Origin of the sequence: Propylenella binzhouense (assembly GCF_009866965.1) — a bacterium.
Lineage (GTDB): Bacteria > Pseudomonadota > Alphaproteobacteria > Rhizobiales > Afifellaceae > Propylenella > Propylenella binzhouense.
In genome coordinates this window covers 47,206-67,535 of the sequence record NZ_SPKJ01000006.1, presented here as the reverse complement: position 1 = coordinate 67,535, position 20,330 = coordinate 47,206, and the positions used below count along the sequence as shown (strand labels likewise).

Below are 20,330 nucleotides of genomic sequence, written 5' to 3'. Positions count from 1 at the left end.
GCGGTGGCGCGATGGACGAAGGCCCGGATCCCTTTCGTCTCGTCGCGATCCGCCTCGACGAGGCATCGATCGGCCGCGGCCCTCCCGACGCGGAGCACGAGCGCGCGGTGGCGATCTATGATCTCGTGGAGGAGAACAGCTTCCGCCCGATCGGCCAGCCGCCCGGCCCCTACAGCCTCGTCCTCTCGATCGTCGACAAGCGACTCGTCTTCGACGTGCGCAGCGCGAACGGGGCGCCGCTCGTCACGCATGTGCTTTCGCTGACGCCGTTCCGGAAGATCGTGAAGGACTACTTCCTGGTCTGCGAGAGCTATCACGCGGCGATCCGCACCGGCGCGCCGAGCCGCATCGAGGCGATCGACCTGGGCCGGCGCGGCATGCACGACGAGGCCTCCGAGCTGCTGCGGGAGCGGCTCCGGGGCAAGATCGATGTCGATTTCGATACCGCGCGGCGGCTCTTCACGCTGATCTGCGCGCTGCACCGGCGGGGCTGACGGCCTTGCCGGGCCGGCCTTCCTCCGTCCTCTTCGTGTGCGGCCGCAACGCCATCCGCTCGCCGATGGCGGAGGTCGTCGCGCGCCACCTGTTCCCGGCGAGCCTCTACGTCGCGTCGGCGGGCGTGCAGCCGGGCGACCGCGATCCCTTCGTCGACGCCGTGCTGGAAGAGATCGGGCTCTCGCTCGGCGACCGCCGGCCGCAGGCCCTTGCCGACCTGGAGGACCTCAATTTCGACCTGGCGGTGACGCTCTCCCCAGAGGCGCATCACCGGATGCTGGAGCTCACGCGGAGCTTCGCCATCGAGGTGGAATACTGGCCGACCTTCGACCCGACCGGCGTGGTCGGATCGCGCACGCAGATCCTCGATGCCTACCGCGACGTCAGGAACCGCCTCGAGGCGCGGATCCGCGAGCGCTTCGCGCCGGAGCCCCGCGCCGGATGACGGTCCCCGGCGGCCGCGCCGGTTCACACCGCCGGGCGGATGCACTACTTAAGCCGCCGCAGCCGCATGCCCCTAGAGACGCGAGACCCGGACCGATGCTGAGTTCCCATGGCGAGCCGAAGCCGCTCGTTCTCGCGTCCGGGTCGCCGCGCCGCCTCGCGCTGCTCGAGCAGATCGGCATCCGCCCGGCCCGGCTCGTGCCGGCGGAGATCGACGAGACCCCGCGCAAGCGCGAGCTGCCGCGCGCGCTCGCGCGCCGCCTCGCCGAGACGAAGGCCGAGGTCTCCGCGCGTGCCGTCAGGCGCGATCCGGTGCTGGAGCATTCCTATGTCCTCGCCGCCGACACGGTCGTCGCGGTCGGACGGCGCATCCTGCCGAAGCCGGAGCGCTCGGAGGATGCGGTCGCCTGCATGCACCTCCTCTCCGGGCGCGGGCACCGCGTCTTCACCGCGATGTGCCTCGTCACGCCGCGCGGCAAGGTGCGGATCAAGGTCGTCGAGACCCGGGTGCGCTTCAAGCGGCTGTCGGCCGCCGAGATCGAGAGCTACATCGCCTCGGGCGAATGGGAGGGGAAGGCCGGCGGCTATGCCGTCCAGGGCCGCGCCGGCGCCTTCGTCTCGCGCCTTGTCGGGTCCTATTCGGGCGTGGTCGGGCTGCCGCTCTACGAGACGGCGAGCCTGCTCGCGGGCGAAGGCTACCCGGTGCACGACGCCTGGCGCGGCGCGGAGCCCTGAGGAACCGCGATGGCAAGTGACCCGAAGCTCGTCCCGCTCCGTCCGCCCCGCTCCTGCCCGATCTGCGGCAAGCGCGCCGCCAAGGACGCCTATCCCTTCTGCTCGAAGCGCTGCGCGGACCTCGATCTCGGGCGCTGGTTGGCCGGCCGCTACGTCATCCCGGGGCGCGAGGAAGAGGAGGAGGACGGCAGGCCCGATCCGGATCTCGAGCCGTGAGCACCGCCTCCGCCGGCTGGCGGCCGGGGCGCTGGACAGGCCGGATACGAGCCATTATAAGGCCCGCACTCCGGTCGGGGCGCCGCCCCCGCGCCGATCCGCCCAGGTAGCTCAGTTGGTAGAGCAGCGGACTGAAAATCCGCGTGTCGGTGGTTCGATTCCGCCCCTGGGCACCATTCCCCCTTCCATAGCTTTTCCGGGCCGAAACCGACCCGCGACCCCGGCCCTCCAAGGCGCCCTCCAGCCACCGAAACCGTCAGCAGCGGAGTCCTTTTTTCGGGGAAGATAGCCGTCGATCGCGGAAATCCTGACGTCGCAATCCCCCATTTCTTCGTGACGTCCGGGGACGTGGCGTGGGCGCGTAGCGCGGTGGAGGATGCGGCTCCAGGGCTGTCGGCGGGACCAGCGGCTGAAGCGGTTGCAGATGGTTCGCGGGGGGGACCGCACTCATTCGGGCAGTCCTACCAGCGACAGCCAGCCTTCAGCGCATGCAGGACGCCGCTGATGACGCGCGGATCATCGACCCTGCGCGGGCCCGGCTGGTTCTTTGGAAGGTGAGGCTCGATCGCCGACCGCGCCTCGTCCATCAGGAGGCCTGCTCATCATCGTCTCCGTCGCAAGACAACGATGAGGGAAGCTGGTTTGCTACAGGCCTTCAATGAGCTGATCGGGGTTCGACCCTGGGGCAATTCAAGACTTGAGGGCGCTAGTTCTGCGTCTTCAGCTTCTTGGCGCGCCCTGCCTTGGTCAGCTCCGCCCACCAGATGAGCTGGTCGAGCAGTTCCTGCGCACCCTGTCCGATCGTGCCCTCGATGGCCGTGATCGGCTGGTCGCCACCGCCGTGCCAGACGGTGAAGAACTCGGTGCCGCTAATGTGGACCGTCGAACGCACCGGAACCATGTAGAGTTCGACCGTGATGCTGCGCAGGTGCTCCACCGCGCGCGCGCCGCCGACGGCGCCGTAGCCGAGGATGGCAGCAGGCTTGTAGTTCCACTCCACGTAGGCCTGGTCGAGCGCGTTCTTGAGCGCGCCGGGAATCGACCGGTTGTATTCGGCAGTTACAAAGATGAAGCCGTCCATCTCGCCGATCTTCCTCTGCCACTTGAGGACGCGCGGGTCTTGCGATTCCTGCCAGGCGTTCGAGGCAGCCTCGTTGAAGAACGGCAGGTCGTAGTCGCGCAGGTCGATGAGCTCTGTCTCGATCTCCTCGCGGCGCGAGGCGAGATCGAGCATCCACTTCGCCGGCTTTTCGCCGAAGCGCGTGTCGCGAGTGGAGCCGATGATGATGCCGATCTTGGGCTTGCTCATGGTCATTGCCTTGTACTTGTCTGTCTGGAACGGCGATCCGTCAGGCCGCCGAGGCGCCGGCGCGCTTGGCGACATGGGCCTCGAACTCGCGCGCCACGTCGTAGTTGAGAATCCAGTGATCGACGGAGTTGCCGAAATAGCCGGTGATCGCCTTCGAGGCTTCACGCCACTGCAGGTTGCGCTGGTTGATGGCAAAGGGATCCTTCAGCATCATGTAGTTGGAGCGCGCGCGGGATTCGAGCTGCACGCGCGTCGCGCGCGGCAGGCGGAACTCCTCGTAGAGCTTGAGCGCAGCAATCGGATCGGTCGAGAGACGGGCCAGCGCATCGCCGAGCGCGCTCGCGTCCTCAGCCCCCTGCCCGGCGCCCTGTCCGATAAACGGCAGCGTGGCATGTGCCGCGTCGCCCAGCAGCGCAACCCGCCCCTTGGCCCATTGCTTGAGTGGCTCGATGTCGAACAGGGGCCAGCGCAGGTACTCGGCCGACTTCGAGATCCAATCCTTCGCGGACGGCTCCCAGGCCTCGACGAAGCCCAGCACCTCGTCGGTCGTCACGACGGCGGTCTTGTTGCCCGTGTCGAAATCCTCAAGCTTCTGGCCGGAGCGGTAAAGGCTGAGATTGATGGTCTCGCGACCGGCGAAGTTCTGCAGCAGGAACTGACCCGGCGCGGGCCAGGCATTCGCGATCCACTTGTAGCTGTCGAAGTCGGGCAGCTCGCTTGCCGGTATCAGGCCGCGATAGGCGACCTTGCCGGAGAAGACCGGCTCGACCTCGCCGAAGACCAGACGTCGCACGGTGGAGCGGATGCCATCCGCGCCGATCAGCACATCACCGGCCGCTACGTGGCCATTCTCGAAGATGGCGCGCACGCTTGCCTCGTCCTGCTCCACTCCGACGCACTTCATGCCGTAATGCGCGACGCCGTCCGGCAGCTGCTCGCCCAATCGATCAAGCAATTCCGAGCGGCCGAACACGAGATAGGGCGAGCCCAGCTCGCGCTCGGCAATGGTGTCACCAAGCCGGTTTGTGCTGATGATATTGCCGGTGCTCCACTCGCGCATGTTGCGCACTTCCACCGGCGAGCCGCAGGCCTTGACCAATTCCAGCAGGCCAATGCGCTTGAAGATGTTGGTCACATTGGCCGTGAACTGGACCGCCGAGCCGATCTCGGGATTGCCTTCCGCCCGCTCGTACAGCTCGACGTCGAACCCCTGATGCTTGAGCACCAGCGCGCTGATGATGCCGCCGATGCCGCCGCCGATGATGATCGCTTTCATGGACTTCTTCCTTCGAGAGTGACAGGCGCGGGCGTTCGACGCCTCACGCCGGCTGGGTGCGGCGCGCGCGCTGCAGCACCGGGTCCGGCTGCGGGATGGAATCGAGCAATGCGCGTGTGTAGGGATCCGAGGGTGCGGTGAGAATCCGCCTGGTCGGGCCCTGCTCGACGATGCGCCCCCTGTACATGACGACGACGCGCGATGAGATGTTGGAGGCCAGCGACAGGTCGTGGGTGATGAAGATGCAGGCGAAGCCATGCTCGCGCTGGAGTTTCCCGAACAGGTCGAGCACGGTCTTCTGGACCGACACGTCGAGCGCCGACGTCGGCTCGTCGGCGACGACCAGCGAAGGCTTGACCGATAGGGCGCGGGCGATGCCAACACGCTGTTTCTGACCGCCCGAAAGCTCGTGCGGGAAGCGGTTGAACAAGTCCGCGCCCAGCCCGACCTCTGCCATGATCCGCTTTATGTACTCGTCGCTGGTCTCGAGCTCCGGCTTCGACCTCCGCGCCCATTTCAGCGCCGCGCGCAGCGTCGCGCCGATCCGCATGCGCGGGTTGAGCGAGGCGTTCGCATCCTGGAACACCATGCTCACTCCCGGCGAGTGGCGGCTGGCATCGGCACCATTGCCCTGACGCACCGTCCCGTCGAGCACCACCTGGCCACCGTCGATGCGCACGAGCCCGGCGGCGACGTTGCCCACCGTGCTTTTCCCGCTGCCGGATTCGCCGACCAGCGCCACCACCTCGCCACGGTGGATGGACAGGTCTATGCCGTCCAGCGCGCGAATGCCGTCGCCGCGCCGTCCGGCGAACGTCACGCCGACACTGCGGAATTGCAGGACCGTATCGGTACCGGTCTGAACGGCCCGATTCCCAACGCGCCTGTCGAGCGAGGGCACGGCGGAAAGGAGCTCGCGGGTGTAGTCTTCCTTGGGGTCGGTAAAGAGATCGACCGCTGTTCCGCTCTCGACCTTCTCGCCGTTGCGCATGACGAGCACGCGGTCGGCGATGTCGGCCACCACGCCGAAATCATGCGTGATGAACAGGATCGACATGCCCATCTCGGACTGCAGTTCGCGCAGCAGGTCCAGAATCTGCGCCTGTACGGTCACATCGAGCGCAGTCGTGGGCTCGTCGGCGATGAGCAGGCGCGGACGACAGGCGATTGCCATGGCGATCATGACGCGCTGCAGCTGCCCGCCCGAAAGCTCGAAGGGATACTGGGCGAACTTGGTCTTTGGCGTCGGCAGCCGGACCTTGCGCAGCAGTTCCATCGCATGTTCGCGCGCCTGGTCGACGCTGAGTTGCGTGTGGTTGCGGATAACGTCGGTAAGCTGCTGTCCGACCTTGTAGACCGGGTTCAGCGCCGACATCGGCTCCTGGAAGATGATGGAAACCTCGTTGCCGCGCAGCTTCGTGAGATGATGGAAATCGTAGGGAAGCAGGTTCCGGCCGAGAAAGTCGATTTCCCCGGAAACGGTCGCGCGCGGGCCGAGCAACCCGAGCAGGCTGAGTGCGGTGACCGATTTGCCGGAACCGGACTCTCCGACGATGGCGAGCGTCTCGCGCTGCGCAATGTCGAAGGACAGAGTGCGTACGATGCTCTTGCGCGTCCTGCCGGCGAGGAAATCGATCGACAGGTCCCGGACGGACAGGACGGTCTCGCGGGCGGCGTCGCTCATCACCGGCTCCTCTGCTCGCGCGGATCCCATAGCGCGCGCAACGTGTCGCCAAGCGCGCTGAAGATCAGGATGGTGGAGACGACGAAGATGCCGGGCACGATCATCAGCATGGGATGGCTGCTCATGTAGCGCTGCCCGTCGGCCACCATGCCGCCCCAGGAGGGCGCGGGCGGGCGGATGCCGAGACCGAGATAGCCAAGGCCGGACCCGACGAGGATCGCGGATGCTATGGTCAGCGAGGCCTGCGCCAGCACCGGCGCCATGATGTTGGGCAGGATCTGCCCGAGAATGATCGACCGCCGCGGCGCGCCGAAGATGATGGCAGCCTCGACGAACTGGCGGTTGCGGACCTCCAGCGTCTGGCCGTAGGCGACGCGGGCAAATCCGGGGATGAACAGCAGCGCCAGCACGCCGATCAGTGTCGGCACGCTTGGCCCGAGCGCCGCGACCACCAGAAGCGCGAGGATCAGCGGCGGGATCGACAGCATCACGTCGACGCCGCGCATCAGGACGCCTTCGGTCGGGCCGCGCGAATAGGCCGCCGTCATGCCGATCAGCACGCCGAACGTCATCGCCAGCAGCGTAGCGCTCACCGCCGTGAACAGTTCGACCTGCGCACCCGCCGCGATACGCGCCAGCACGTCGCGGCCGAAATTGTCGGTACCCAGCAGGTGCTCGGGGCTGCCGAGGGGCGCGAAGCGCTTGACGATGTTCTGCGCCAGCGGATCGTGCGGCACGAGCAGAGGCCCGACGATGGCGAAGAGAACGAAGGCGCTGGCCAGCACCGGCAGGAGATACCTTCTCATCGCCGCGCCGCCCTTGGATCCAGGAAGCCGTAGCCGATGTCGGCCGCGATATTGATGGCGATGTAGAAGGCGGAGATCACGAAAACCGCCCCCTGGATCAGCGGGTAGTCGCGCACGCTCACAGCCGAAACGAGCAGCGAGCCGAGGCCCGGAAGATTGAACACGCGCTCGACGAGCACCGTTGCGCCGATCAGCCCGCCGAGCTCGAGCGCCGAGACCGTCAGGACGGGCGTCAGCGCGTTGCGCAGGATATCGCGCCTGAAGGTTCGCCTGGCGGAAAACCCATAGGCACGTGAGGTTCGCACCCAGTCCTGGTTGCGGACTTCGAGGATCGAGTACCGCGTCACCTTGGCGATCGTGGCCGCGATCGGCAGCGACAGGGTGAGCACCGGGAGCACGAGCCGCCGCAGATGTTCGACCGGATCGGAGATCGGAGCCATGCCGCCGGCCGGCAGCCAGCCTAGCCACAGCGACAGGGCCAGGACGAAGAACGAGCCCGCCACATAGCCGGGCACCGACAGGATGATCGGTCCCAATGCGGACACCAGCCAGTTCCCGATGCGGGTCTGGACGCTCCAGCTGCCGAAGAAGATGCCTGCGGCGATGCCAAAAAAGGCCGACAGAACCACCAGTTCCAGGCTGACGAGGAGACGACTGCCGATGATCGCTGCGGCGGGCTGCGAATATTGGAATGATGTCCCGAAGTCGAGCATGAACAGCTCGCGCATATGTTCCAGCAGCCGAACCGGAAGCGGCTGATCGAGCCCGAACTGTTCACGCAGGGCGGCGACGATCTCCGGGCTGATATTGCCCGTCTCGCTCATCATGGCCTCGACTGGATCGCCGGGCACCACCTGAACCGCCAGGAAGATGATGACCTGGACACAGACGACCATCACGAGGCCGATCGCCAGCCGTTTCGCGCTGTAGGTCGTCAGTTCCATCAGGTTGAATCTCTTTCGTGATGACGGAACGCAGCGCGTCCCGCCGGATGTGTGTGACCTTACGAGGAAAGTCGGTGGCCAGTATTACTCGACCTTGGCCTTCTCGATCATGTAGCCCGTGCCGGTGATGCTGAGGAAACCGGACACGTTCTTGAAGCCCTTGACCGTGTTCTTGTAGGCGAAGGCTTGGCTACGCTGCGCGACCGGCAGGAACGGCACCTCGTCGCGGATCACCTCGACCGCCTTCATATATTCCGTCCGCGCGGCGGCATCGTCGGTAATCGCCTCGCCGGCCTGGATGTGGGCAACGATCTCGGATGCATCGTACCCGTAGCTGCCGAACGACGACGCGGGGCCACCGATCGAATAGGCCTGCAGGTAGACAGGACCGGTGACAGAAGGCGCACCTCCAGCGACCGCCAGGTCGTACTTGCCTCCGTTCTTCGACGCCGTGTAGGTCGCCCAATCCGGGGCATCCAGCTCCGCCTCGATCCCAACCTCCTTGAGATCGGCCTGCATCGACAGCGCCATGTCGCGGAAGAACGAATAGGTCGACGAGGTCAGCAACGAAACCTTGAGGCCATCGACGCCGGCTTCCTTCAGCAAGGCGCGCGCCTTCTCCGGGCTGTATTCCCACAGATCGCCCATCTTCGGATCGAAGCGTCCGTTCCCCGGCGACATGGGAACACCATAGAGCGGCTCGCCATGTCCATAGAAGGCGGCAGCGACGACGTTGTCGCGGTTGATGGCGTGGGCGATGGCCTGGCGCACCTTCGGATTGTCGAACGGCGCCTTCTCCACGTTGAACATCGTGTAGACGAACGGGCCCGGAACTGCGTCCAGAACCAGGTTCGAATCCGCTTCGACACGCTCGAAGTCTTCCCAGCCGACGAAATCGATCATGTCGACATCGCCTGCCAGCAGAGCATTCGTGCGCGCAGACGAATCCGGGTAGAAGATGAAGCGGACGCCTTCGAGCGCTACCGAATCCTTGTCGTAATAGGTGTCCGCCTTGACCAACGTCAGCCCGACGCCGCTGTCGTTGGCCTGGAGCTTGAACGGGCCTGCGCCTATCCAGTTCGCCGCGCCCGGTGCTAGCGCCGCCGCCGGCGCGATGCCGGCGTTCGGATCGGCCATGTAGTCGAGGAAGGAGGCGTTCGGCTTCGACAGCTTGACGACAACGGTCTTCGCGTCCGGCGTCTCGATCGAGGCCAGCGTCGACAGGGCCGAGTAGATCGCCGCGCCGGTGGACTTGTCGGCGAGATATTCGAGGCTCGCCTTCACTGTTGCGGAGTCGATGGGCGAACCGTCGTGGAAGCTGAGGCCGTCGCGCAGCGTGAACCTGTAGTTGGAAGGATCGACCGCTTCGAAGCTTTCCGCCAGAGCAGGCACGATGGTGCCGTTCTCGTCGAATTTGACCAGGCCGCGGTGGATCTGCTGGTTGACGATGAACTGGGCGGCGCCGCGCGATGGGCCATAGACCAGGTTTCCGACATTTGCGGAAAGGCCGAAGACCAGCGTGCCGCCAGCGCCCTGCGCTATGGCCGGCCCCACTCTTGCGCCAAGGCTCAACATGGCAGTTGCAGCAGCCGTGCCGGCCAGAAAACCGCGGCGATGCATGATGAAGGTGGTCCTGCTCATTCTGCCTACCCCATTCTTCTCCGCGCTTTCAGCGGACAGTTCCTGCTTCAACGGCAATTCTTCGTAGTGGACACGTTCAAGCCCTCTGTCGCCCGCAGTACATGCACGTCCAGGGTTGCCCGTCCTGAGCCCGAAGCTCCGGACCGTGTCTCTCCTTCACACCAATTGCTCACATCTCCGAGACACTGTGTCAATGTTGATTGACGTTTAGTCGATAATTTGACGATGTCTTACCGACATCGTCGTCCCTGCCGTCCGGCGATGTGGTTGCCGGCACCGGCTTGACAGCGGCCCGCTTCGACGGCGGACCGTACCCGCCGCCCGTCGCCGTCTCGATGATCACCGCCTCTCCGGCGACAACCGCAATCTGGACGCAGGAATCCAATTCCTCGATCGTGCCGTCGAGGCGCCGGCGCAGATTGCGCCCGAGCGAGCCCGCTTCGCCCCCCGCTGTACCGAACGGCGCCACCTTGCGGTTGCCGCTCAGGATCGAACAATCGACGTTCTCGCGGAAGCGGATCACCCGGCGCACGCCATCGCCGGCATTCCACTGCCCGCGCCCGCCGGATCCCCTGCGGATCGAGAACTCTTCGAGGACCACGGGAAAGCGCGCTTCAAGAATCTCCGGATCGGTCAGGCGCGTGTTGGTCATGTTCGTATGCACGCCGGACACGCCGTCGAAACCCGGGCCTGCCGGCGCGCCCGAGCAGATGGTCTCGTAGTACTGCGACGTCGCATTACCGAAGGTCAGGTTGTTCATCGTCGCCTGCGATGATCCCAACCTGCCGACCGCGCCGAGCAGACAGTTCGTCACCGCCTGGCTGACCTCGACATTGCCTGCCACCACCGCGGCCGGATAGCGCGGCGAGAGCATGCTGCCTTCCGGCACCACAATGTCGATCGGCCGCAGGCAACCTGCATTCATGGGAATATTCCGGCCGACGAGCATGCGGAACACGAACAGCACGGCGGCACGGGTGATCGATTCCGGTGCGTTGAAGTTGCTCGGCTGCTGCTCGCTGGTGCCCGCGAAGTCGATACGCACCCGGCGGTGCTCGGGATCGACCGCAACGTCGACCGAGATCTTGCATCCGGCATCCATCGGAAGCTCGAAATGTCCGTCGTCCAGACTATCGATGACCTGGCGGACCGCAGCTTCGGCATTGTCCTGGACGTGGCCCATATAGGCGGTCACTACCGCTTCGCCGAACTGCTCGATCATCTTGTGCACTTCGCGGGCGCCGCGTTCGTTGGCAGCCACCTGCGCCTTCAGATCGGCGATGTTCTCGTCGGGGTTGCGGGCCGGATAGCGCGCGTTGCCAAGAATGGCGCGCATCTCTGCTTCGCGGAACACGCCCCGGTCGACCAGCTTCACGTTGTCGATATAGACGCCCTCTTCCTCGATCGAGCGGGCCTGAGGGCTCATCGAACCCGGCGCAACGCCGCCGATATCGGCGTGGTGGCCTCGACTGGCGACGATGAAGCGAATTTCGCGCCCGCCGCGATCAAACACCGGGGTGACGACGGTGATGTCCGGCAGGTGGGTGCCGCCCTCGTATGGAGCGTTCAGTACGAAGACGTCACCGGGACGGATGTTGCCCCGATTTCGCTCGAGCACCGTCCGCACCGAGGAATCCATTGAGCCCAGATGCACCGGCACATGCGGCGCATTGGCCACCAGATTGCCTTCGCTGTCGAACAGCGCACAGGAGAAGTCCAGCCGCTCCTTCATGTTGACCGACCGCGCCGTATTCTGAAGAACGACGCCCATCTGCTCGGCTATGGACATGAAGAGATTGTTGAACACTTCCAGCATGATCGGGTTCGATTCAGTTCCCCGCTGCATGGCAGTGGTCTGCGCCGGACTCTCCGAAAATGTGAGAACCAGATCGTCGCGCTCTGTGATCCGGCCCGACCAGCCGGCCTCGATCACGACTGTCTGGTTTGGCTCAATGAGCAGAGCCGGCCCGTCCAGTACCTGCCCGACGTCCAACTCATGGCGCAGCACGACGCGGGCCTCCCGCCATGCGCCCTGGCTGTAGATCCCGGTGAAGGTCTCAGGAAGCGCGGAAGGGACGACCGGTTTCGCTCGCCGGGTTTCCGGCACGGCGGCGCCCCCGCCGATCGATTCCACCGACATGGTCTCAACCACCAGGTCGCGCCCCTCCTGGATGAATCCGAAACGCTGGCGATGTTCGCGCTCGAAGGCTGCGACCATCTCGTCCATGCTGTCCGCCTTCACCTCGACGGCGGAATCCGTGCCCATGTAGCGGAGATGAACCCTGACCTCATCGGCCATTTCGGTTGCCGCCACGCCCTGCGATTCCAGCGACGACCGCGTCTCGGACAGCAGTCTTTCGGAAAGCGCTGAAATCGACGTCATGACCTCGGGCGACAGCACTTTCTCGACACTCTGCTGGCGGCTGGCGCGCAGGTCGCCGAGGCCGATGCCGTAGGCCGACAGCAGGCCGGAGAAGGGATGGACGACGATGGTCTTCATCCCTAGCGTTTCTGCCACCCGGCAGGCATGCTGCCCGCCGGCGCCGCCGAAACAGGCCAGCGCATAGCGCGTGATGTCATACCCGCGCGCCACCGAAATCTTCTTGATGGCGCTGGCCATGTTCTGCACGGCGATGGTGATGAAGCCGTCCGCCGCTTCTTCAGGCGTGATGCCCGCTCCGGCGCTTTTCACGAGATCAGCGAAACGCTCGCGCACGACCGCATCGTCGAGCGGCTGGTCCTGACCGGGACCAAAAATTTTCGGAAAGTTCTGCTTGCGCAGCTTGCCCAGCATCACGTTGGCATCGGTGATGGTGAGCGGGCCGCCCCGGCGATAGCAGGCTGGTCCGGGATTTGCGCCGGCCGATTCCGGCCCAACCTGGAACCGCGCACCGTCGAACGAGAGGATCGATCCGCCGCCGGCCGCAACAGTGTGGATCATCATCATCGGTGCACGCATGCGCACGCCGGCGACTTCCGACTCGAAGGTCCGCTCGTACTCGCCCTCGTAGTGCATCACGTCGGTCGACGTGCCGCCCATGTCGAAGCCGATGATCTTGTCGTAGCCCGCTGCCTCGCAGGTCCGCGCAGCGCCCACCACGCCGCCCGCGGGACCGGACAGGATCGCATCGCGACCGCGGAAGAGATCGGCCGACGTCAGCCCGCCCCCCGACGTCATGCACAAGAGCCGGGCACCTGTCGCATCGAGGTCGAGATCGGCGATCACGCCATCGAGATAGCGCTGCAGGACCGGCGACAGATAGGCGTCCACCACGGTCGTGTCGCCACGTCCCACGATCTTGATGAGAGGCGAAATCTCATGACTGACCGACACTTGGGCAAAGCCCATCTCGCGCGCCAGCTGCGCAAGAGCCTGTTCGTGCGCAGGATGGCGATAAGCGTGCATCAAGACGATGGCGACGGAAGTTATGCCCCTCGCCTGCACCTCCTCGAACTTTCGACGCGCGGCATCGAGATCAAGTGGCCGCTCCACCGTGCCATCCGCAAGCACGCGTTCGTCGACCTCGGAAACACAGGTGTAGAGCGTTTCCGGCTTTTCGATCTTCATGGCGAAGATATCGCTGCGCGACTGGTAGCCGATCTCCAGCTGATCGCGAAAGCCTGCGGTGATGAAGAGCGCCAGCGGCTCGCCCTTGCGTTCAAGCAGGGCATTGGTTGCCACGGTCGTCCCCATCTTGATGGTGCCGATCGCATCCGGCGGGATTGCGTCGCCGGGCTTCAACCCGAGAAACGCGCGAATGCCTGCGGTGGCGGAGTCGCGATACACACCGGGGTTCTCCGAAAGTAGCTTGCGCGCTTCCAGCGTGCCGTCGGGCTTCCGCGCGATGATGTCGGTAAAGGTGCCGCCGCGGTCGATCCAGAAGTCCCAGCTCATTGCCCGCCTTACAATCCCACCACCGAACGATTTCATTTTGTCGATAACATGTCAACGATATGATCGCGTCATTCGGGCTTTAGGCGCGAAATCGTCCCGCCTGGCGCACCGATGAAGGTTGGACTGGAGCAGCGGCCGAGTAGGCCGGATCCCGGGATTCCGCGGGGGCCGAAGAATCTGATTCCGTGGCGGGCGGAGATGCGCGGCACGGGAAAGCCGACGTCCATCAGACTTGCGGGAACGGATCGTGTGAAGGGGGGCGGCCGTGCCGGGCGGTGGCGTCAAAACTCAAGAGGCTGCTGCGCAAGCCCGCCGCCCGCACCCTCGACGCCCCTCTGGCGTGCCGTCGGAAGCATCGGCGATCTGTTCCCGCCCGACGAATGCTGGAACTATCTCAAGGCCGCAGGATATGTTGCGCATTGATCGCCCGATGCTCTAGTCGGAATTCGACGAGCCTGTTACCGATAAGACATAGCTATCATGCGAACAAACTCTGGAGAGCGTGGCTCCACTCTCCCCTGCAATCTGGAAGGTCGTCGACTTGAGCAAACATGAAAATCCTCTCGATGCGGCTGGCAGCGGCCACATCGTGTCGTCGGCGCATCTCGCTGCATCAAGCAGTCTGCCGGAGCTTTCGGAGTTCGAGTTCGGCCTTATCCTTGCGAGCAACGCCTTCGACCGCTGGATAGTGCGCTGCATGGCTGCGGCCGGCCAGCCCGGCCTGACCTCGCTGGAGGTTCTGGTGCTGCACTCAGTCACGCACCGCCAACGGCCGAAGCGCCTGTCGGACATCTGCCTCGTCCTCGGCATCGAGGATACGCACACCGTCGTCTATGCGCTGAAGAAGCTTGAATCGCAGGGGCTGATCGGTCGCGTGCGCCAGGGCAAGGAGAAGCTGGTCCTGATCACGCCGGCCGGCGAGGCAGCATGCCAGCGCTACGGCCAGATACGCGAGCGTCTGCTTGTTAACGCGGTCTCAGCATTGCGCCTCGATCCAAAGGCCATCGGCGCCGTCGCTTCGACCATGCGCGTGCTTTCCGGCCATTATGATCAGGCGACGCGAACCGCAGCAACGCTTTAGCTGATGGAGACGGGCTGAGGGCGCATGTTGCCTGATTCGCCCATTCTTCTCCGGCCGCGCGTCGCTCCGGCAGCTTTCACGAACCCCTGCCGCAGGGTCTGAACGACCGGAATGTCGCGCACAGCGCGGCGGCGTCGGCCCGTCGGCGCCCGGCGCGGCGCGCGCGCTCCCGGCGGCGGAGGGCGGGTCCGCCGTCAGCCATGCTTAACGGACCGTTAAGACCGCAGCCGCCAGACTCGCCGCGCACCTTCCTGGCCAAGCCATTGGAGCGAACCATGATCCTGGCTGACGAGCGACTGCTCACCTACGATGAACTGGCATCGGCCTTCGGTCTCACCCGCAGGAGCGCGCGCCAGTTCGTCGGCCGCAAGGGATGGAGCCGCAGCAAGGGGAGCGACGGCCGCGCCCGCGTCCATGTGCCGGTGGACGCGCTCTATGGAGGTCGCCCGGGCATCGCGGACACGCCCGCCGGCACGGCGCTCGCCGAAAGGGTGGAACGCCTCGAGCGGGAACTTGCGACCGCTCTGCGGGAGCGGGACGAAGCGCGCGTCCGTGCGACCGACCTCGGCATCAGAGCCGCGCAGGCGAAAGCCATGTGCGAGGTCCTGGAGGCGAGGCTCGGCGTCGCGGAAGCGCGCCGGGAAGGTTCCTTCTGGAGCCGGATCTTCCGGTTCGCGCCGGCCTGAGCGGCCGGGCGGCAACCCGGATTTCGATCGTCCTCGGCCGCAGCCGCCCACGACGGCGTCCGTCGGACCGATGGATCTCCGGATGGCAGGATCGTTCTCCGGCTCGTAAGGGAGCGGCGCGGCAGGCCGTCGCGGACGAGACCCGATGATCATAACCCTCGCCATTTCGGGCTACCGGTCGCTCCGCGATCTCGTGCTCCCGCTCGGGCCGCTGACGATCGTCACGGGCGCGAACGGGAGCGGCAAGTCGAGCCTCTACCGCGCCGTCAGGCTCCTCGCCGATGCGGCCCAGGGGCGCCTCGTCGCTTCGCTCGCCGCGGAAGGCGGCCTGCAATCCACCCTCTGGGCCGGGCCGGAGCAGTTCTCGCGGGGGATGAAGGCGGGCGACGACCCGGTCCAGGGAGGACCCCGCCGCGACCGCGTGAGGCTCCGCCTCGGCTTTGCGAGCGAGGACTACGGCTATGCCGTCGATCTCGGACTGCCGGTCACCGGCGGCTCCGCCTTCGGCCGCGACCCGGAGATCAAGGCGGAGGCGGTGTGGGCGGGCGAGAAGCTCGGGCGGCACAACGCCTTCGCCCTGCGCAGCGGGCCGGTCGTACGCATCCTCGACGAGAAGGCGGAGCGTGCGGTCGTGCTCTCCGATCTCGCGGCTTTCGACAGCATGATGACCCATGCCGCCGATCCGCGCGGCGCGCCGGAACTCCTCGCGCTTCGCGAGCGCATGCGGAGCTGGCGCTTCTACGATCATTTCCGCGCCGATCCCGCGGCTCCCGCCCGCCGCCCGCAGGTCGGCACGCGCACGCCGGTGCTCGCATCCGACGGTGCCGACCTCGCCGCGGCGCTGGAGACGATCCGCGAGATCGGCGATGCGGAAGCCCTCGATTCGGCGATTGCCGACGCGTTTTCCGGCGCTGCGATCGAGATACGGATCGCCGACGGCCTGTTCGAGGCGACCATGCGCCAGAAAGGGCTGCTGCGGCCGCTCCGCGCCGCCGAGCTCTCCGACGGGACGTTGCGCTATCTGCTGCTCGCCGCGGCGCTGCTTTCGCCGCGTCCCCCTTCGCTCCTCGTGCTCAACGAGCCGGAGACGAGCCTGCATCCCGACCTCCTGGCGCCGCTCGCCCGGCTGATCGCCCGGGCATCTGCCGCCACCCAGGTCGTCGTCGTGACCCATGCCGCCGCACTCGCGGCGGCGCTCGAAAGGATTGCGGGCGCGCGCATCGTCACCCTCCGCAAGGAGCTTGGCGAGACCGTCTCCGACGTCGATGACCCGCCGGCCTGGCGCTGGCCCAAACGCTGACCGGATTCCGCGCCGGAGAACGGGTCCCGGCGCGGTACGGACGGCGCGGAAGCGGGATCTTCGTCATCGCCCCGGGCGGAGGCGGCCCCTTCCCGCAATCGGCCGAAGGGCCCAGCAGGAGCTATGCGTCCCGGACATCTCGCATATGCGAGATCGGGCGTTCGCGGCGGTGGCGCCCCCTTCCGGCGGACCCTATTCTCTCCTCCGCCAAGGGCCGGAACCGGCTCTTCCCAGGGACACGCTTCGAGATGACTTCCACCAGCTCGCAAGCCGGCGGGTTGTGCCTGCCGGCCGATCCGCTCATTGGCTCCCGGGCGGCGGAGGCGGAGCGGACCGTCCGCCCGGGTGCGGTCCTCTTCGCGCTCTCCATGGGCGGGTTCGCGATCGGCACGACCGAGTTCGCGGCAATGAGCCTGCTTCCCTATTTCGCGCGCGGGCTCGGGATCGACGAGCCGACGGCGGGACACGTCATCAGCGCCTATGCGCTCGGCGTCGTGGTCGGCGCCCCCGTGATCGCCGTGCTGGCGGCGAAGGTCGCCCGCCGCACGCTGCTCATCGGCCTGATGGCGTTGTTCGCGGCCGCCAACGTGCTTGCCGCGCTCGCCCCGTCCTACGGCTGGATGCTGGTCTTCCGGTTCCTGAGCGGGCTCCCGCACGGCGCCTATTTCGGCGTGGCGGCCCTTGTCGCGGCATCGCTCGTGCCGCTGCACCGGCGGACGCAGGCGGTGGCGCGGATGATGCTCGGCCTCACCATCGCCACCATAGCCGGCGTGCCGCTCGCCAACTGGCTCGGCCAGGCGCTCGGCTGGCGCTGGGGTTTCGGCGTTGTCGGCGTGCTCGCGATCCTGACGGCCGCGCTCGTCTGGCTCCTCGTGCCGCACGACCGGCCCGCCGGCGGCGCAAGCCCGCTCCGGGAGCTCGGCGCACTGCGGCGCAGGCAGGTCTGGCTGACGCTCGCCATCGGTGCGATCGGCTTCGGCGGCCTGTTCGCCGTCTATTCCTACGCGGCTTCGACGCTGATCGAGGTCACCGGCGTATCGCCGGCTTTCGTGCCGGTCGTTCTCTGCGTCTTCGGCTTCGGGATGACCGCGGGAACGCTCATCGCCTCGTGGTTCGCGGATCGCGGGCTGATGCGGACGGCCGGAGGCATGCTCGTCTGGAGCGCGGCCGTGCTCGCGCTCTATCCCTTCGCGGTGCAGGACGCGGTCGCCGTCGCCGTGTTCGCCTTCCTGATCGGCATGGGCGGAGGGCTTGCGCCCGTTCTGCAGACGCGCCTGATGGACGTCGCCGAGGACGCGCAGACGCTCGCGGCGGCGCTCAACCACAGCGCCTTCAACGTCGCGAACGCGATCGGACCCTGGCTCGGCGGTCTCGCCATCGCTGCCGGGCTGGGGCTGGGCCTCGACCGGCTGGGTGGGTGCCGCGCTCGCGGCCGCCGGCTTCGCGATCTGGCTGGTCGCGCTCTTCGACGAGCGGGCCGTACGCGCGCGCACCGCCCGCGGCGGCTGAGGCGCGCCTCGGCGCCCGTAAGAACGCCGATCGCCGTTTGACCCCCGGCACCGGGCTTTCTATGAGATCAACACGATCTCGGCTCCCTTCGATGTCCCACAACACCTTCGGCCATCTTTTCCGCGTGACCACCTGGGGCGAAAGCCACGGGCCCGCGATCGGCTGCGTGGTGGACGGGTGCCCGCCGGGGCTGCCGATCTCGGCGGCCGAGATCCAGGCCGAGCTCGACCGGCGGCGGCCGGGACAATCGCGCTATACGACGCAGCGGCGCGAGCCCGACGAGGTCCGCATCCTCTCGGGCGTTTTCGAGGACGACGAGACCGGCGGGCTCGTGACCACGGGGACGCCGATCGCGCTGCAGATCGACAATGTCGACCAGCGCTCGAAGGACTATTCCGAGATCCGCGACCGCTACCGGCCCGGCCACGCCGACTACACCTACGACGCCAAGTACGGGCTGCGCGACTATCGCGGCGGAGGACGGTCCTCGGCGCGCGAGACCGCGATGCGGGTGGCGGCCGGCGCGATCGCCCGCAAGCTCCTGCCCGGGGTTTCGATCCGGGGCGCGCTCGTCTCGATCGGCGAGATCGACATCGACCGTGCCGCCTGGGACTGGGACGTGGTGGAGAAGAACCCCTTCTTCTGTCCCGATCCGCAGACCGCCGAACGCTGGGCGACCTATCTCGACGGCATCAGGAAGGCGGGATCCTCCGTCGGCGCCGTCGTCGAGGTCGTGGCCGAGGGGGTGCCCGTCGGCCTCGGCGCGCCGGTCTACGGCAAGCTCGACCAGGACCTCGCGGCCGCGATGATGTCGATCAACGCCGTCAAGGGCGTGGAGATCGGGGCCGGCTTCGAGGCGGCGCGGCTCCGGGGCGAGGAGAACGCCGACGCCATGCGCGCCGGTCCGGACGGAAGGCCCGTCTTCCTCTCCAACAGAGCGGGCGGCATCCTCGGCGGCATCTCGACGGGACAGCCGATCGTGGTCCGCTTCGCCGTCAAGCCGACCTCGTCCCTGCTCGTGCCGGTGCAGGGCATCACGCGCCGGGGCGAGAACGTCGACATCGTCACCAAGGGCCGGCACGACCCCTGCGTGGGCATCCGCGCCGTTCCCGTCGGCGAGGCGATGCTCGCCATCGTCCTTGCCGACCACTATCTGCGCCATCGCGCACAGACCGGATCCGAGAGCACTTCAAGAACATGACCGATCCCATCGAACGGGTCGCTGCGGCGATCGAAGCTTTCAAGCGCGGGGAACTCGTCGTCGTCACGGACGACGACGACCGCGAGAACGAGGGCGACCTCTTCGTCGCCGCCCAGCACTGCACCGCCGAGAAGATGGCGTTCATCGTCCGCCATACGAGCGGCATCGTCTGCGCGCCGCTGACCGGAGACCATGCCCGCCGCCTCCGGCTCGACCCGATGGTCGCCTCCAACGACGCGCCGCTCGGCACCGCCTTCACGGTCTCGGTCGACTTCCGCCACAATCTGACGACCGGCATCTCGGCCGAAGAGCGTACGGCGACGGTGCGCGGCCTGGCGAACGACAATGCCGGCCCCTCGGACTTCGTCAGGCCCGGCCACGTCTTCCCGCTGATTGCGCGCGACGGCGGCGTTCTGATGCGGTCCGGCCATACCGAGGCCTGCGTCGACCTCTGCAAGCTCGCCGGGCTCACGCCGGTCGGCGTGCTCGCCGAGCTGGTGAACGACGACGGCACCGTCATGCGCGGCGCGCAGGTCGCCGCCTTCGCGGCGACGCACGGCCTGCTCTCGGTCTCGGTGGCGGACCTCATCACGTACCGCCAGCGTTCCGAGCGGCTGATCGAGCGGCTCAACAGCTTCGGAATGGAGACCGCGCACGGGCCGGCCACCGTCACCGTGTTCCGCACGCCCTTCGATCCGATGCACCACCTCGCGGTGACGTTCGGCGAGATCGGCGACGGAAAGGGAATTCCGGTGCGCCTTCAGATGGAAGACGTGGCGGAGCACGTCTTCGGCCGCCCCGGCCGGCTCGACGCCATCATCGAGCGGCTCGCCCGCGAACAGCGCGGGGTCATCATCTATCTGCGCGAGGGCGCGGTCGGCGTCGCCCGCTCGGGGATCCGCACGCGCGACGCCTCGCGCTCCGACGAGGAGCACGGCTCCGCGCAGGCGCGCGAGCTCGAATGGCGCGAGATCGGCCTCGGCGCCCAGATCCTGAAGGATCTCGGCGTCCGCTCGATCCGGCTCATCGCCTCGCGCGAGCGCCGCTATGTCGGGCTCGGCGGCTTCGGCATCGAGATCGAGGACACCGACCTCCTCGAGGGTTGACG

15 protein-coding genes, 1 tRNA gene and 2 pseudogenes are annotated in these 20,330 nt (G+C 66.8%); 11 read left to right on the top strand and 7 right to left on the bottom strand.

From position 1 onward, the window contains the following. Positions 1-11: 11 nt before the first annotated feature. The 5 genes from E4O86_RS03620 (at position 12) to E4O86_RS03600 (ending at position 2,066) form a co-directional block, all read left to right on the top strand. A complete protein-coding gene (locus E4O86_RS03620) occupies positions 12-494 on the top strand; it encodes a UPF0262 family protein (RefSeq protein ID WP_161139154.1) in 483 nt (160 codons plus the stop codon). 5 nt (positions 495-499) lie between these two features. Beyond that, entirely contained in the window at positions 500-940 is a 441-nt protein-coding gene (locus tag E4O86_RS03615; protein ID WP_425500108.1) for an arsenate-mycothiol transferase ArsC, read from the top strand. Positions 941-1,035: 95 nt separating this feature from the next. Then, positions 1,036-1,674 carry a Maf-like protein gene (locus tag E4O86_RS03610; protein ID WP_161139153.1) on the top strand — a complete coding sequence of 213 codons (639 nt, stop codon included), beginning with the start codon at positions 1,036-1,038 and terminating at the stop codon, positions 1,672-1,674. Positions 1,675-1,683: 9 nt separating this feature from the next. Next, on the top strand, positions 1,684-1,890 hold the full coding sequence (gene yacG, locus E4O86_RS03605) for a DNA gyrase inhibitor YacG (RefSeq protein ID WP_161139152.1): 207 nt from the start codon (positions 1,684-1,686) through the stop codon (positions 1,888-1,890). 100 nt (positions 1,891-1,990) lie between these two features. Next, a tRNA-Phe gene (locus E4O86_RS03600) sits at positions 1,991-2,066 on the top strand. Between the two features lie 530 nt (positions 2,067-2,596). Here E4O86_RS03600 and E4O86_RS03595 read toward each other — a convergent pair. The 7 genes and pseudogenes from E4O86_RS03595 to E4O86_RS03565 form a co-directional block, all read right to left on the bottom strand. Further along, on the bottom strand, positions 2,597-3,199 hold the full coding sequence (locus tag E4O86_RS03595; protein ID WP_205520674.1) for an NADPH-dependent FMN reductase: 603 nt from the start codon (positions 3,197-3,199) through the stop codon (positions 2,597-2,599). A 40-nt stretch (positions 3,200-3,239) separates the two neighbouring features. Continuing rightward, complete coding sequence (locus tag E4O86_RS03590) at positions 3,240-4,475, bottom strand: FAD-dependent monooxygenase (protein ID WP_161139150.1); 1,236 nt, start codon at positions 4,473-4,475, stop codon at positions 3,240-3,242. A 43-nt stretch (positions 4,476-4,518) separates the two neighbouring features. Beyond that, positions 4,519-6,159 carry a dipeptide ABC transporter ATP-binding protein gene (locus tag E4O86_RS03585; RefSeq protein WP_161139149.1) on the bottom strand — a complete coding sequence of 547 codons (1,641 nt, stop codon included), beginning with the start codon at positions 6,157-6,159 and terminating at the stop codon, positions 4,519-4,521. Beyond that, positions 6,159-6,965: an ABC transporter permease gene (locus E4O86_RS03580; RefSeq protein ID WP_161139148.1), complete on the bottom strand. Its 807-nt coding sequence runs from the start codon at positions 6,963-6,965 to the stop codon at positions 6,159-6,161. Before E4O86_RS03580 ends, E4O86_RS03585 begins: the two co-directional genes overlap by 1 nt. Beyond that, positions 6,962-7,909 (bottom strand): ABC transporter permease, encoded by a 948-nt coding sequence (locus E4O86_RS03575; protein WP_161139147.1) that lies wholly within the window; start codon positions 7,907-7,909, stop codon positions 6,962-6,964. Before E4O86_RS03575 ends, E4O86_RS03580 begins: the two co-directional genes overlap by 4 nt. Before the next feature lie 84 nt (positions 7,910-7,993). Next, entirely contained in the window at positions 7,994-9,601 is a 1,608-nt protein-coding gene (locus E4O86_RS03570) for an ABC transporter substrate-binding protein (RefSeq protein WP_161139146.1), read from the bottom strand. A gap of 250 nt (positions 9,602-9,851) precedes the next feature. Beyond that, a pseudogene (locus E4O86_RS03565) lies at positions 9,852-13,445 on the bottom strand (hydantoinase B/oxoprolinase family protein); the annotation flags it as partial. Between the two features lie 541 nt (positions 13,446-13,986). On the opposite strand from E4O86_RS03565, the gene E4O86_RS03560 reads away from it, so the two are divergent. From E4O86_RS03560 to ribB, 6 genes and pseudogenes are all read left to right on the top strand, one after another. Continuing rightward, positions 13,987-14,526: a winged helix DNA-binding protein gene (locus tag E4O86_RS03560; protein WP_246206168.1), complete on the top strand. Its 540-nt coding sequence runs from the start codon at positions 13,987-13,989 to the stop codon at positions 14,524-14,526. Between the two features lie 275 nt (positions 14,527-14,801). Continuing rightward, complete coding sequence (locus tag E4O86_RS03555) at positions 14,802-15,212, top strand: hypothetical protein (RefSeq protein ID WP_161139143.1); 411 nt, start codon at positions 14,802-14,804, stop codon at positions 15,210-15,212. 145 nt (positions 15,213-15,357) lie between these two features. After that, a complete protein-coding gene (locus tag E4O86_RS03550; RefSeq protein ID WP_161139142.1) occupies positions 15,358-16,512 on the top strand; it encodes an AAA family ATPase in 1,155 nt (384 codons plus the stop codon). Between the two features lie 248 nt (positions 16,513-16,760). Then, a pseudogene (locus tag E4O86_RS03545) lies at positions 16,761-18,021 on the top strand (MFS transporter). Positions 18,022-18,112: 91 nt separating this feature from the next. Beyond that, positions 18,113-19,222 (top strand): chorismate synthase, encoded by a 1,110-nt coding sequence (gene aroC, locus E4O86_RS03540; RefSeq protein ID WP_161139141.1) that lies wholly within the window; start codon positions 18,113-18,115, stop codon positions 19,220-19,222. Continuing rightward, positions 19,219-20,328: a 3,4-dihydroxy-2-butanone-4-phosphate synthase gene (ribB, locus tag E4O86_RS03535; RefSeq protein ID WP_161139140.1), complete on the top strand. Its 1,110-nt coding sequence runs from the start codon at positions 19,219-19,221 to the stop codon at positions 20,326-20,328. Before aroC ends, ribB begins: the two co-directional genes overlap by 4 nt. Positions 20,329-20,330: the final 2 nt, after the last annotated feature.